This is a genomic window from Streptococcus mitis (genome assembly GCF_002005545.1).
Classification (GTDB): domain Bacteria; phylum Bacillota; class Bacilli; order Lactobacillales; family Streptococcaceae; genus Streptococcus; species Streptococcus mitis_I.
On the sequence record NZ_LBMT01000001.1, the window covers coordinates 478,244 to 491,919 of the forward strand.

12 protein-coding genes and 1 pseudogene are annotated in these 13,676 nt (G+C 37.0%); 10 read left to right on the plus strand and 3 right to left on the minus strand.

Features of this window, described 5'->3' with window-relative positions; genetic code table 11:
* Positions 1-162: 162 nt before the first annotated feature.
* From QS39_RS11545 to QS39_RS02370, 8 genes are all read left to right on the plus strand, one after another.
* Positions 163-1,071, plus strand: coding sequence for a PspC-like choline-binding domain-containing protein (locus QS39_RS11545; protein ID WP_000757035.1), 909 nt, complete (start codon positions 163-165; stop codon positions 1,069-1,071).
* 221 nt (positions 1,072-1,292) lie between these two features.
* Positions 1,293-2,780 (plus strand): PspC family transcriptional regulator, encoded by a 1,488-nt coding sequence (locus QS39_RS11610; protein WP_077804522.1) that lies wholly within the window; start codon positions 1,293-1,295, stop codon positions 2,778-2,780.
* 192 nt (positions 2,781-2,972) lie between these two features.
* Complete coding sequence (locus QS39_RS02345) at positions 2,973-3,212, plus strand: hypothetical protein (protein WP_077804523.1); 240 nt, start codon at positions 2,973-2,975, stop codon at positions 3,210-3,212.
* 6 nt (positions 3,213-3,218) lie between these two features.
* On the plus strand, positions 3,219-3,689 hold the full coding sequence (locus tag QS39_RS02350) for a hypothetical protein (protein WP_077804524.1): 471 nt from the start codon (positions 3,219-3,221) through the stop codon (positions 3,687-3,689).
* 407 nt (positions 3,690-4,096) lie between these two features.
* Complete coding sequence (locus QS39_RS02355) at positions 4,097-4,426, plus strand: helix-turn-helix transcriptional regulator (RefSeq protein WP_077804525.1); 330 nt, start codon at positions 4,097-4,099, stop codon at positions 4,424-4,426.
* 8 nt (positions 4,427-4,434) lie between these two features.
* Positions 4,435-5,262, plus strand: a complete 828-nt coding sequence (locus QS39_RS02360) for an ImmA/IrrE family metallo-endopeptidase (RefSeq protein WP_077804526.1) — start codon at positions 4,435-4,437, stop codon at positions 5,260-5,262.
* Entirely contained in the window at positions 5,259-5,927 is a 669-nt protein-coding gene (locus QS39_RS02365; protein ID WP_077804527.1) for a PIN domain-containing protein, read from the plus strand. The genes QS39_RS02360 and QS39_RS02365 overlap by 4 nt, the downstream gene beginning before the upstream one ends.
* A gap of 588 nt (positions 5,928-6,515) precedes the next feature.
* A complete protein-coding gene (locus tag QS39_RS02370; protein ID WP_077804528.1) occupies positions 6,516-7,130 on the plus strand; it encodes a Panacea domain-containing protein in 615 nt (204 codons plus the stop codon).
* 729 nt (positions 7,131-7,859) lie between these two features.
* Here QS39_RS02370 and QS39_RS11150 read toward each other — a convergent pair.
* Positions 7,860-8,357: pseudogene (locus QS39_RS11150) on the minus strand (RpnC/YadD family protein); the annotation flags it as partial.
* On the minus strand, positions 8,347-9,321 hold the full coding sequence (locus tag QS39_RS02380; protein ID WP_077804530.1) for an Rpn family recombination-promoting nuclease/putative transposase: 975 nt from the start codon (positions 9,319-9,321) through the stop codon (positions 8,347-8,349). The gene QS39_RS02380 and the pseudogene QS39_RS11150, both read right to left, overlap by 11 nt.
* Positions 9,322-9,468: 147 nt before the next feature.
* Between QS39_RS02380 and polA the strand changes: the two genes are divergently transcribed.
* Together polA and QS39_RS02390 are read left to right on the plus strand one after the other, a co-directional pair.
* On the plus strand, positions 9,469-12,102 hold the full coding sequence (gene polA / locus QS39_RS02385) for a DNA polymerase I (protein ID WP_077805505.1): 2,634 nt from the start codon (positions 9,469-9,471) through the stop codon (positions 12,100-12,102).
* A gap of 83 nt (positions 12,103-12,185) precedes the next feature.
* Positions 12,186-12,623, plus strand: coding sequence for a CoA-binding protein (locus tag QS39_RS02390; RefSeq protein WP_077804531.1), 438 nt, complete (start codon positions 12,186-12,188; stop codon positions 12,621-12,623).
* A gap of 30 nt (positions 12,624-12,653) precedes the next feature.
* Here the strand turns inward: QS39_RS02390 and QS39_RS02395 are convergent, their stop codons facing one another.
* Positions 12,654-13,664: a YeiH family protein gene (locus QS39_RS02395; protein WP_077804532.1), complete on the minus strand. Its 1,011-nt coding sequence runs from the start codon at positions 13,662-13,664 to the stop codon at positions 12,654-12,656.
* Positions 13,665-13,676: the final 12 nt, after the last annotated feature.

Consider the following 13,676-nt stretch of genomic DNA (forward strand, 5'->3'; position numbering starts at 1 on the left):
TTTTTCGCGAGTTAGTTTTCTTCTCCTTTTTTCGAAGAAATAGGTAAAAAGTTTAAAAAACATAAGAAAACTCTTGACAAATCCTGCAAATATTTATATACTGTATGGTAGTAAGATAGTCTTACGAAAAAATATATAATGAAAAACAAAGGAGATAAAACGATGAAAAAAGTTTTATTGACAAGCGCAGTCGCTCTTGCAGCATTTGGTGCTGTTCAAGCTGTTTCAGCAGACGTTAATGGTGGGGCTAACCTTCCAGGTGCATACGATCAACCATTAGTAGGTGGTGGAAAGTATGATGTTTATAACAGCCAAACAGAATTTATTACTGCTGATAGAGTTAATGAATATATCGCAGCTCACAATGAAGACCTCAAAGTGAAGAAAGCAGAACTTGAAAAAGTTCAAGCAGAATTAGCAAACGCTGAGGCAGAATTTAATAAAACTGTAGCAGAGTATGGTAAAGCAGAAAATGCTCCAGAAAATTTTGCTCATGACCGTGATGTACGTTTAGCTCCATACAAATTAGCAGTTGTTAAAGCTAAGACAGCTTATGAAGAAGCATATGCTAAGGTTAGAAATGAAGCGATTAAACATTTCCAAACAGTTTGGAATACAGCTGTTAAAAAAGAAGGTAAGTACTACATCTTGAATGAAACACCTGAGCAAAGAAATGCTCGTTACTTTAGAGAGCATGGTCAAGCTACTCAAGGTTGGGCTAAAAACGCTAAAGGTCAATGGACTTACTTGAAAGATGCTCAAGGAAATAAAGCAACTGGATGGCTTAAAGATAACGACACTTGGTACTACCTAGATAAAGATGGTATCATGCAAACAGGTTGGGTTAAAGACAACGGAACTTGGTACTACCTAGATGGTTCAGGCGCAATGCAAAAAGGTTGGAAATATGTAGGTGGTCACTGGTACTACCTAGATGGTGCAGGTGCAATGCAAACAGGCTGGAAATATGTAAGTGGTCACTGGTACTACCTAAATGCTTCAGGTGCTTTGCTTGTAAATACAACTACTCCTGACGGTTACACAGTTAACGCAAGTGGTGAGTTGGTATAATACCGATATATAAATAAGACTAGGAGAACAATCTCCTAGTTTTTTCTTTTTTTGACAGGTCTAGTTATTGGGGCATGAGGAATTGTATTAAATATATGCTACATAAAGAAGAGCTTTTTACCTTTAAATATTTCTACACTTTTTATGTTTTTTATTGCATTAATTATAGAAAAGGAATATAATGAAATAAATTTAATAGGTTAACAAAGGAGGTTTTTCTTATGAAGAAAACACTTACAGGTATCTTGCTAGCTACTTCTGCGCTAGCTATGGCTGCAATTCAACCAGTGAACGCTGAAAGTACAGGAACTGGTACATCGTCTACAGGTGCTCAATCGGCTTCATCATTTAAGGAAATTCATTTTGTAACATTCCAAAATGGTAGACTAGTTGATATTAAAGAAGCTCTTGCAGGATCAGCTGCATCTAATACAAGTCATCCAGATATTGCTAATTATAAATATACTAGCAGTAGAGAGGAAGAGGGTATTCTTTACCATATGTATGCTCCTACTGATACCACAAGTAGCACGAATAGTATTCCAACAAATCCATATCATAGAGATAATAACCAAAACAATAGTGCTAGTACTGATAATAATCACGGTTCAACATCTAGCTCAAATTCTACAATAATAAAGACAGTTCGTTTTGTAGAATACAAAAAGGGTAGTGATATCCCTATTGATATTAAGGCTCCCCGTACAGGAACTGCAGCATCAGATACAAGTCATCCAGATATTCCAAAATATAAATACTCTACTGGTAAATTGGTAGATGGTGTTCTTTTCCATGTGTATACACCAGAAAAATCTACAGATGATACTGGAACGACTAACAATAGTAATGTGAATAATAGTGGAAATAGCAACCCAAATAATGCTAATGCCAATAATGGTGCAGGCAATAACCAAAATCAAGGTACGAATGCAAGCGTGGGACAGTTCAAAACCGAAAATGGTAAAGTCTACTATATCAGGGATGGTAAAAAAGTTACTGGCTGGCAAAAGATTGATGGTAAGACCTACTACTTTGAAACTGATGGAGCAATGAAAAAAGGGCTACTAACCTTAGGTGATAAACAATACTATCTAAATGAAAAAGATGGTGTTCTTACACCAAATATTGTTTTAATTGATGGTAAAAAATTCTTTATTGATAATGAAGGAAACCGTTCTGTTGGATGGAAGAAAATTGACGGTGACTGGTATTATTTCTCTAAAGAAGATGGAATGAAGACAGGTTGGGTCAAAGATGGTTCATGGTATTACTTGGATGAAACTGGTGTGATGGGAACTGGTTGGAAACAAGTTGATGGCAATTGGTACTATCTCAATGATTTAGGTGCCATGCAAACTGGCTGGAAACTGATAAATGGTAGTTGGTACCATCTCGACAGTTTAGGTAAAATGAGTACTAGATGGATAAAAGAAAATGGTACATGGTATTATCTTGATGGCTCAGGTGCTATGCAGACAGGTTGGAAACTTGTAGATGGTAAGTGGTATTATCTTAATAATTCAGGTGCAATGCAAACTGGCTGGTTGAACCAAAGTGGTACATGGTATTATCTTGATGGCTCAGGCGCTATGAAGACAGGCTGGTTCCAAGTTGGAGGTAAATGGTACTATGCTTATAGCTCAGGTGCCCTTGCTGTCAGCACTACAATCAATGGTTACACAGTAAATGCCAACGGTGAGTGGGTGTAGTTTTTCTGTAACTAGGATGTAAAGCAGGAGAGAAATCTCCTGTTTTTTGATTTTAAGAATATCATATTCGCCTATCACATTCGAATCACAATAACTTGAAAAATGTGTTGAAAAAATACAAAAAGATTACTATACTGGTGGTAGGGATTATATTTAGTCTCACGATTTTTTTGAATAGGATTAAATAAATGAATGAATATGATTGAGTCATTAAAAGAATTTTTTGGGTACAATGTTCCATTGGGAGTCTGTATTATAGTGGCGTTAGGTGCTTATCATTTTGTTTTTAAATTACAAGAAGAAAGACGGAAAGATTATGAGACGACCTTTAACAGTCAAGCCAAGGTTATTGAAGAGCTCAATAAAATAATTGTTAATAGAGATAAGAGAATTAACGATTTAGAAAAAATATTTCATAATAAAAAGAGGTAGAATAATATGGGTACAATTTTATTTTTAATTATTGTTGTATTACTTGGTTTCTTTTTCTATCTACAAGATACAAAAAAACATAAGAAAATGTTTGTATATAATCTTCTATACACACTTTTCCAAGAAAAATATATAATAAAAGACATGATTTGTGAATACGAAGAGAAATATCCAGCTTTAACTAAAGTTGTATTGTCTTTTGTAGAGACAAAGTCAGATGTTTCAACGATAGTGAAAAATTCTAAAAAAGTTGAGGGTTCTCTGAAGCAACAGTTAGATAAAGAAATAGATGAAATAATTGCATCCAAAAATAATCCTGAATTATTGCGAGTAATGCATTGGTATTTCTTAGCTTGTATTACAATCTCAACTCTTCGAACTCACGATAATATAGATATAATCAAGAAAGATTCTATCGATTTCGAAGAAGGGGCAATATCTAAATCCGACTTAAAAGGTAATTATTGTTTTGCGTAATTATATAGAGGCTGGGAAAAAATTCACTATACATTAAAAAAAGATTGGTACAATAGATTCATCAAATAAAAATTTTAAATTTTTGACGGGGCAGCGGTAAGACGGTGTCCTATTTTTGGATTGTGAGGGAAAGGCTTTCTGTTCAATTGTAGTGAGTAGATTTTGAGATTCTTTGATTTTATTTAGGGAAACTATCCATAAATAAATAGGTAATTACCTTAATTACGAGATAACTAAAGTAAATCATAGCTTATGTAATAATGATATTGCTTTGTCAATTTTTTGGAATATAAAGCTTCCTCCAATAACGCCAAAAAGCATCAAGAATGTTTTGTTTTTGTAACATTAAGGTTGAATGAAGTTATATTTTTTGATATAATAGTTTTGGAAAATTAAGGAGGAGTAAAATGAATGAATTATTAGGTGACCACATCAGGTCATTAAGAAAGGCAAAACTACTAAATCAAGAATTTGTTGCCGAGAAAATAGGTGTAAGTCGTCAAAAATATGCAAGAATAGAGAAAGGAACGAATAGAATTACGCTGGACGTATTAACAAAGATTGCTGAAGTTTTTAATGTAACAGTTGGAGATATAACAAGAGTTTTAGATGAATCACCAAGTGTAGCATATAGATCGGGTGATATAAAAGGCTCTTCAGAAAAAATTTTTGAGATGTTAGATTTATTTTATGCGAATAAAAACGTGTATAGTCGACTTACTGGATTTGAAGATTAGGTGTTTTTATGGAAGATAGTAGAAAAAAACAAATTAGAAAAAAAGTGGATATAGTAAGAGAAAAATGTATAAAGAGTAGATATGGTATTATTGATTTATTTACGGATTGCGAAAGATTAGGCTATAAAGTGATTAGATATCCTTTAGGAGAGGATTCTGATTTGGGTTTTTCAGTTCAAAGAAACAAAGATACGATTATATTTACAAATAGCAGCGTCCGTCTAGCTCGAGAGATTTTCACATTAGCTCATGAGATTGGACATATTGAGTTACATTTTTCTACGAGTACATCTTATATAGATAATTCACAGACTCTTGGTGGGAAAAAATTGAATGTGCATGAACAAGAAGCCAATTATTTTGCTGCCTGTTTATTGATGCCAAGAGATGAAATAGAACGCTTTCTTGATATAGAGTTGGATAAAACATCTAAGGAAAAACTTTCTGCAAAAGATATTGCAAGAATGATGTCAGAATTTAATGTCAGCTTTGATATGACACTGAATAGACTTGAAAATTTAGAAATAATAACGTCTGAACAAAAATTGCAACTTGATAGTGAAAAAATCGAGAAGAAAGTTAGCAATCTATTGAGAAGTGTTGGAGGAAATTCAAAACTTAATGATGTAAGTGATGTCGTTGATTTACCTCACGAATATATTGATTACGCAATTTTTAACTACAATAAAAATGCAATCCCTCAAGAAACGTTAGTAAAAACTTTACAATACTATAATCTAACACTTGATGATATTAGTGATGAATTGAAAATTAAACCGGAAACTGAAAATGAGTTGGATGATATAGATGAACTAATCGGAGGTATAGAGTATTGAAAGCCTCTTTAGATACAAATGTCATTATTCATCTTTATAGGGCAAATTGTCAAAGTATATTATTTGATTTTTTTTCAGAAGGAATACTAATCCATGAATACATACGAAATCATGAATTAAATAATCATGGTAAAGATATCCTAAGTTTAGTAGATTCGGACATTGAAAGGGGAAAAATAAAACTATATAGAGACCAAGATTTGGACAGTTTAAAAGTTTTTCAAGTATTCACAAATAACTTTAAAGAAAATAGAATTCTCTATGGAACTAGTGACTTAGGTGAGGTTTATGCGATTTCCTTAGCTCAGACATTAGGGATATGTTCACTAATTACTAATGACACTAAACAAGGTGGACCATATATGTCTTTATTGCAGTTTAAAGACGATGTAATGCCTTTTAACTTTTGTGACATTTTAATATTAAGATACTTGTTTAATGGTGTTAATGAAAATAAAACAATCAATGATTTTAATCTTATAAATGAAACTTCTAATTTAGGATGGTCATTCATTTCTCAGTTGAGAAAATTTATAAATAGATTTTTTAGAGAACCATATAGAGATGAAGATAAAGAATGGATTATAACATTAAAAGATCATCACCAAGTAAATATTAAAGAAAAATTAAAACTACTAAAGAAAGAAATAAATAACAACAATTAAAGTTTTAGTTTTCATTTTTTCTATAATAGTAGTATGATAATTTTATTAATTCAATTTGTTTTATAGTTTATTATGGAGGCTGGGCAAAAAGTCAATTTCAGACGAAAATGGGGTAAATCTTCCCACAATAGAACGCATAATAACAAGGTTATTCAATACCTGATACTATGTGTTTTTCTGATTTCCAAGACTTTTTCTCATCCTCCTTTGTTATATGACTTTTAGTCCATCTAGCTTCTGTCGGCTTAAACTCTTGTTTAGGGAGATTAACCCTATATCAATAGCTCATTACCTTAATTACGAGATAACTAGAGTAAATCATATCTTATGTAATAGTGATATTGTTTTGTAGATTTTTTTGACAGATACAACTAAATAAATGCTGTTGTATGTGGTTCTCTTACAACTTTATATCATAATATCTAAAATAAAAATAAATAAAACAATTGACAAAATGTTAAAAAATGTACATTTGAAACAGGTATATGATGTAATTCCGAGGAAATAAAGAGTTAATGCGGTATTGGTATTTTTACAAATTTACAATCTATTTAAAATAGATCAAAAAATTTAAAGGAGGTTCAGAGAATGATGGATACAATTGTTTTAGCCAAATATGTTCTTTCAATCAATCCTGATCTAAAAGTTGGGAATTATGATAACAATTTGAAGCTTAATAAATTACTATATTTCTCTAGCTTAATGTACTTTTCAGTATTTAAAGAAAATCTAATTAACAATTCTTTCGAGCGTTGGGATAATGGTCCGGTTATTAGGGATGTTTATATAGAATTTAGATATCATGATTTGATTTCTAATAGCGAGCGTGAGACAAATGTAGTTTCTGACAAAGAAAAAACAATTATTCAAATTGTTAATTTTATTTATGGAAATAAAACATCCAATGAGCTAAGTGAAGAAACGCATCTACACAACATTTGGAGAGCTGCATCTCGAAATGAACGTTTAGACTTTCAAAAATTGAATTCATCAATCATTGCTTATATGAAAAATTTATACTCAGTCTATCAGACAGTTGATTTGGAAAATCTACACAAAGAAGTTATTAACAGAAACACATATCTATACTACGATGATATGGATTTGACATCGGAAGATTATTTGAATGTAATTCAGCAGGTGGCACCAACAGAATTCCCAATCTTTTTAGAAATATTGGATGGAGAGTTGGTGTTTTCATAAATAGATATACTTATTGCGTGAGTAAAATTTCCAAATGATCCTACGGGGACTATAGTACCTCATCAATTGTTTGTCGGTAATTATATTTCCAATTCGAGCATTGAATTTTATTCTATTTCTAGTATTCTCGGTAAAGAAAACAGAGTTTATTTTCCTGATGGTTTCAGTAATCCAGAAATCGTGTTAATTATAAATGATGATCAAACTAACAATAGATTTAGAGTACCATCATTTATTGATTGTAGCAAGTCGTATACTATTGCATTGGATGAGACTGTCGAATTACAAGCATTTAAGACTCGAAATATTAGTCAGAACTTACGCTCTATAATAACCTCTAAAATAGAAGAATTAAAGAGAGAAGGCAAGCATACTAATTATTCAATCTCATTAAATGACTTTATTTGTTGGAATAATGTTTTAACAAATAAAAATTAACTTTTGTTGTTACCATTTAATTATTTCCTTACAAATATATAAAAACTTTCAGTTAATTAAATTTATGACTATATAGGTCACAAACATAGAATTTCATTAGACTTCCTGCGAAACAAAAAATGATGAAATAGAGATATGAATTATGAATATGAATCTAGTCAAGTGCTCTCCGATAGACGTTTTAAACGGTATAGCTGGAATTAAAAGAAGAATGGTAAAAGATCCTAGGAGAAGACTGCCAAACGAAGCACTCTAAGGATGACCGAAAACCAAAGATAGTGTTTTGGACTTTTATTTGTGATAATCTAGTAGTGCCTCAAACTCAGCTACGGTCATACCCAATTGTTCACTCGCAAATTCGGAAGTTAAAACATGTTGGCGTACTAAATCTAGAAAGGTAAAGATTTTTCCTTCAACTTTCCCACGCTCCAGCCCCTGTTCAATGCCCTCTGCAAGGCCACGTTCTAACCCTTGTTCAATACCTTCTGCTCGACCACGTTCTAATCCTTTTTCTTCAGTTTGCTCTAAGGCATAGTCATGAGCTAACAAGGCTTGTTCTTCACGTCTGCGTTGTTCACTAAATATTTTCCTGTCCTCCTCGGACCAGCTCTTATAGTCTAGCAGTTGGTCTGCCTGGCTGATGGCTCGCTCGGGTTGCTGAGTAAAGGGTTTATTCCCGAAAAACTCTAACCATGGCTTGCGAACCTTGTCTTTGCTGGTTTCTCTATATTTTTTTAATTCCAAGAATGCCATCTTGACTAGATGGTTTTCTTGTCCATTATTGGTGATAATCTTTCAATAGCTTCTCAAACTCAGCGACGGTCATACCCAATTGTTCACTCGCAAATTCGGAAGTTAAAACATGTTGGCGGACCATGTCTAAGAAGGCAAAAAGTTTTCCACGTTCTAAACCCTGTTCAATACCCTCAGATCGTCCTCGTTCAAGTCCTTGTTCAATACCCTCAGCACGACCGCGTTCAAGACCACGCTCTAAACCTTTTTCCTCAGCTTGCTCCAAGGCATAGTCCTGTGCCAACAATGCCTGTTCTTCGCGCATACGTAGTTGACTAAACATTTTCCTGTCCTCCTCAGACCAGCTCTTGTAGTCCAGCAGTTGGTCTGCCTGGCTGATGGCTCGCTCGGGTTCTTGGGTAAAGGGCTTATTACCGAAAAACTCCAACCACGGCTTGCGAACCTCGTCTTTGCTGGTTTCTCTGTATTTTTTTAATTCCAAGAACGCCATCTTGACCAGATGGTTTTCTTGACCGTTATTTGTGATGGTTAAGACCTCGCCTGTCGTGTCCTCTCGCATACTAAAGCTATGGAAAGCCAAGTCATCTGAGAAGTAATTACTATCGACAATAGCAATAGCGTATACTGGGGCAATGTGTTTGTAGCTCTGGTGAGTATCACCTTCACGCTGACGAATTTTTTCTAGGTTTTGATTGACCTGACTGCATAAGTAAGCCCACAGGCGATTGATGAAAAAATTCTGATGATGCACCTGAATCTCAATAATTACTTGAGTACCGTTGTCCAACTCCGCCAAGACATCTATACTGGTATAGAAATCCTGGGCCGAGTAGGGCAGGGAAGACAAGACGTGAATGTTACTTCCCTCCAAAATGGTCACATTTTTTGCTGGCAAGTCCAGCATATCGCGTATAAATTGACAAGTGATTTCTGGATTGCTGAAAATTTTCTTAGCAACCAAGTCATTGGTTGGGCTGATACCCGGATGACGTAATGCCATACTCTTTCTCCTTTCATTATAGCACATTTTTAAATCTAGGTTTACTGGATTCTCTGGCTCTATCTACTTATTCGGAAAAAGTTTGAAAAATACTTGGTCTGGCTCTTCCTAATGGTATTTTTTGGTGCTTTCCTTTATAATGGGTGTATGGATAAGAAAAAATTATTATTGATTGATGGGTCTTCTGTTGCTTTTCGGGCGTTTTTTGCGCTCTATCAGCAGTTGGACCGTTTTAAGAATGCGGCTGGCTTGCATACCAATGCGATTTATGGCTTTCAGTTGATGTTGAGCCATTTGTTGGAGCGGGTTGAGCCAAGTCATATTTTGGTGGCTTTTGATGCGGGAAAGACGACCTTCCGTACAGAGATGTATGCGGACTATAAGGGTGGTCGGGCTAAGACTCCTGATGAGTTTCGTGAGCAATTTCCTTTCATTCGTGAGTTGCTGGATCATATGGGGATTCGTCACTATGAGTTGGCTCAGTATGAGGCGGATGACATCATTGGGACACTGGATAAACTAGCAGAGCAGGATGGTTTTGATATTACCATTGTCAGTGGGGACAAGGATTTGATTCAGCTGACGGATGAGCATACGGTGGTTGAGATTTCCAAGAAAGGTGTGGCTGAGTTTGAGGCCTTTACGCCAGACTATCTCATGGAAAAGATGGGCATTACACCGACTCAGTTTATCGATCTCAAGGCGCTCATGGGTGATAAGTCGGATAATATCCCTGGGGTGACCAAAATCGGTGAAAAGACAGGTATCAAGCTTTTGCTGGAGCATGGTTCGCTTGAGGGGATTTATGAAAATATCGATGGGATGAAGGCTTCTAAGATGAAGGAAAATCTCATCAATGATAAGGAACAGGCCTTTTTGTCGAAAACACTGGCGACCATTGATACCAAGGCACCGATTGAGATTGGTTTGGAGGATTTGGTCTATAGTGGTCCAGATGTGGAAAATCTTGGAAAATTCTACGATGAGATGGGTTTCAAACAGCTCAAGCAGGCTTTAAATGTGTCGTCAGCTGATGTGGCTGAGAGTTTGGATTTTACTATTGTTGACCAAATCAGTCAAGATATGCTGAGTGAGGAGTCTATCTTCCATTTTGAGCTTTTTGGTGAGAATTACCATACGGATAATTTGGTTGGTTTTGCCTGGTCTTGTGGGGATAAGATCTATGCTACAGACAAGCTTGAGCTTTTGCAAGACCCGATTTTCAAGGATTTTCTAGAAAAAACACCTCTGAGAGTTTATGACTTTAAGAAGGCTAAAGTTCTCTTGCATCGTTTGGGTGTGGATTTGCAGGCACCTGCTTTTGACAGCCGTTTGGCTAAATACCTCCTTTCGACTGTGGAGGACAATGAAATTGCGACTATTGCTAGTCTTTATGGTCAGACTTATTTGGTTGATGATGAGACTTTCTATGGTAAGGGAATCAAAAAGGCCCTTCCTGAACGCGAGAAATTCTTGGAACACTTAGCTCGTAAGATTGCAGTTTTGGTTGAGACTGAGCCTGTTTTGCTTGAAAAACTCAGCGAAAATGGGCAATTAGGGCTTCTTTATGATATGGAGCAACCTCTGGCTTTTGTCCTTGCTAAGATGGAAATTGCTGGGATTACGGTTAAGAAAGAGACCTTGCTTGAGATGCAGGCTGAAAATGAGCTTGTTATTGAAAAACTGACTCAGGAGATTTACGAACTGGCTGGTGAGGAGTTTAATATCAACTCGCCTAAGCAGTTGGGCGTGCTTCTCTTTGAAAAATTGGGACTTCCTCTAGAGTACACTAAGAAAACCAAGACAGGTTATTCGACAGCGGTGGATGTCTTGGAACGTTTGGCTCCTATTGCTCCGATTGTTAAGAAAATTCTTGACTACCGTCAGATTGCTAAGATTCAATCGACTTATGTAATTGGTTTGCAGGACTGGATTTTGGCTGATGGCAAGATTCATACTCGCTATGTTCAGGATTTGACCCAGACTGGGCGTCTGTCTAGTGTGGATCCAAACTTGCAAAATATTCCTGTGCGATTGGAGCAAGGACGTCTCATTCGTAAGGCTTTTGTGCCTGAGTGGGAGGATAGTGTCCTTCTCAGCTCGGACTATTCACAGATTGAATTGCGCGTTTTGGCGCATATCTCTAAGGATGAGCACTTGATTAAGGCCTTTCAAGAGGGGGCAGATATCCATACTTCGACAGCCATGCGGGTCTTTGGCATTGAGCGTCCTGAGGATGTGACTCCAAACGACCGTCGTAATGCCAAGGCGGTTAACTTTGGAGTGGTTTACGGGATTTCAGACTTTGGTTTGTCTAATAATTTGGGCATTAGCCGTAAGGAGGCCAAAGCCTACATTGATACCTACTTTGAACGCTTCCCAGGTATTAAAAACTACATGGATGAAGTGGTGCGTGAGGCGCGTGATAAGGGCTATGTAGAGACCCTCTTCAAGCGTCGTCGTGAGTTGCCAGATATCAATTCGCGCAACTTCAACATTCGTGGTTTTGCGGAGCGAACTGCTATCAACTCACCTATCCAGGGTTCGGCAGCAGACATTCTCAAGATTGCTATGATTCAGCTGGATAAAGCCTTGGTTGTAGGTTCTTATCAGACCAAGATGTTGTTACAAGTGCACGATGAAATCGTCCTTGAAGTTCCTAAATCTGAATTGACAGAGATGAAAAAATTGGTCAAACAAACCATGGAAGAAGCTATTCAACTCAGTGTTCCCCTCATCGCAGATGAAAATGAAGGGGCAACTTGGTACGAGGCTAAATAAAAAGGGGGCTAGTCCTCCTTTTTGTAGTAGAATTATGCAAGCCTTTTCAAATTGTGCTATACTGATGAAAAAGGAGGATTTCTATGAGTCAAGAATTTATCAATCCAAGTGATGGCATGATTCGTCAGTATCTAGCAACGAGCAAAACCCTTGCTGTGGTGGGCTTGTCAGACCGTGAGGAAACAACTAGCAATCGAGTGACCAAGGAAATGCAGGCTCGGGGTTATAAAATTATCCCAGTCAATCCCAAGGCGGCAGGTGGTGAAATCTTGGGTGAAAAGGCTTATGCTAGTCTAGCAGAGATTCCTTTTCCTGTAGATATTGTCAATGTTTACCGTCGCAGTGAATTTTTGCCAGATGTGGCGCGTGATTTTCTCAAGGCTGATGCTAAGATTTTTTGGGCACAGCTAGGACTTGAAAGTCTAGAAGCGGAAGAGATCTTGCGTGCTGGTGGATGTGATGATATCGTGATGAATCGTTGCATCAAGAGAGAACATACACGCTTGATTGAGGAAGCATAAGAAAAGGTAGCTGGAGGGCTACCTTTTGTGTTAGAAAATACCGATAAGGGTCTGCATACCAAGACTAGTGAGGATGATGGCAATCCAGCAGATGGCTCCAAGAAGAATGGATTTTCCACTGGATTTGACCATAGCGACCAGATTGGTTTTGAGACCGATAGCACTCATGGCCATGACAATAAGGAATTTAGAGAGTTCTTTGAGAGGGGTAAAGAAACTACTGGACACACCGAGAGAGGTGAGTAGTGTAGTGAGGAGAGAGGCAAGGATAAAGTACAGGATAAAAAGTGGGAAGACTTTTTTCAGTTGTAGGCTTTGCTTGTTTTCTTGTTGGCGACTTTGCCAGTAGGATAGAAAGAGCGTGATAGGGATAATGGCCAAAGTACGTGTGAGTTTAACAATGGTTGCAGACTCGAGGGTATTGCTTTGGTAAAGACTGTCCCAAGCGCTGGCGGCAGCCGTTACAGAGGAAGTGTCGTTGACCGCAGTCCCTGCAAAGAGGGCGAAGCCTTCATTGGATAGATGAAGCCAGGTGCCGAGGGTTGGAAAGATGAGCGCAGCCAAGACATTGAAGAAAAAGATAACAGAGATAGCTTGGGCTACTTCCTTTTCCTTGGCATGGATAACGGGCGCTGTCGCCGCAATGGCAGAACCCCCACAGATAGAAGAACCCACTCCAACCAAGGTAGCCAGTTTTGTATCCAGTGCAAAGAAGCGCTGGAAGAAGTAGGCAATAATCAGAGCTATTGAGATAGTGGACAGGATGACAGGGAGTGAAGATTGGCCAACTGCGAAGACCTGCGAGATATTGAGACCAAAACCAAGCAAGACAACGGCATATTGGAGCAATTTTTTAGAACTAAAGGTCAAACCAGCATCCAGTTGTTTATAGGACGAGAGAAAGGGATGTAGGAGCATTCCCATGAAAATGGCAAAAACGGGCGCGCCAATAACAGGGAAGAATCCTCCTAAGTACCAAGATACGATTGAAATGAGAAGGCAGGCCAAGATACCTGCTCCATTTTTTGATAGAAATGACATAAAAACCTCCAA

Excerpts from the sequence above, each read along its gene's own strand:
- QS39_RS11545 (WP_000757035.1), top strand. The coding sequence starts at position 163 with ATGAAAAAAGTTTTATTGACAAGCGCAGTCGCTCTTGCAGCATTTGGT.
- QS39_RS02350 (WP_077804524.1), top strand. The coding sequence starts at position 3,219 with ATGGGTACAATTTTATTTTTAATTATTGTTGTATTACTTGGTTTCTTT.
- QS39_RS02370 (WP_077804528.1), top strand. The coding sequence starts at position 6,516 with ATGATGGATACAATTGTTTTAGCCAAATATGTTCTTTCAATCAATCCT.
- QS39_RS02395 (WP_077804532.1), bottom strand. The coding sequence starts at position 13,664 with ATGTCATTTCTATCAAAAAATGGAGCAGGTATCTTGGCCTGCCTTCTC.
- QS39_RS02360 (WP_077804526.1), top strand. The coding sequence starts at position 4,435 with ATGGAAGATAGTAGAAAAAAACAAATTAGAAAAAAAGTGGATATAGTA.
- QS39_RS02390 (WP_077804531.1), top strand. The coding sequence starts at position 12,186 with ATGAGTCAAGAATTTATCAATCCAAGTGATGGCATGATTCGTCAGTAT.
- QS39_RS02355 (WP_077804525.1), top strand. The coding sequence starts at position 4,097 with ATGAATGAATTATTAGGTGACCACATCAGGTCATTAAGAAAGGCAAAA.
- polA (WP_077805505.1), top strand. The coding sequence starts at position 9,469 with ATGGATAAGAAAAAATTATTATTGATTGATGGGTCTTCTGTTGCTTTT.
- QS39_RS02380 (WP_077804530.1), bottom strand. The coding sequence starts at position 9,321 with ATGGCATTACGTCATCCGGGTATCAGCCCAACCAATGACTTGGTTGCT.
- QS39_RS11610 (WP_077804522.1), top strand. The coding sequence starts at position 1,293 with ATGAAGAAAACACTTACAGGTATCTTGCTAGCTACTTCTGCGCTAGCT.
- QS39_RS02345 (WP_077804523.1), top strand. The coding sequence starts at position 2,973 with ATGAATATGATTGAGTCATTAAAAGAATTTTTTGGGTACAATGTTCCA.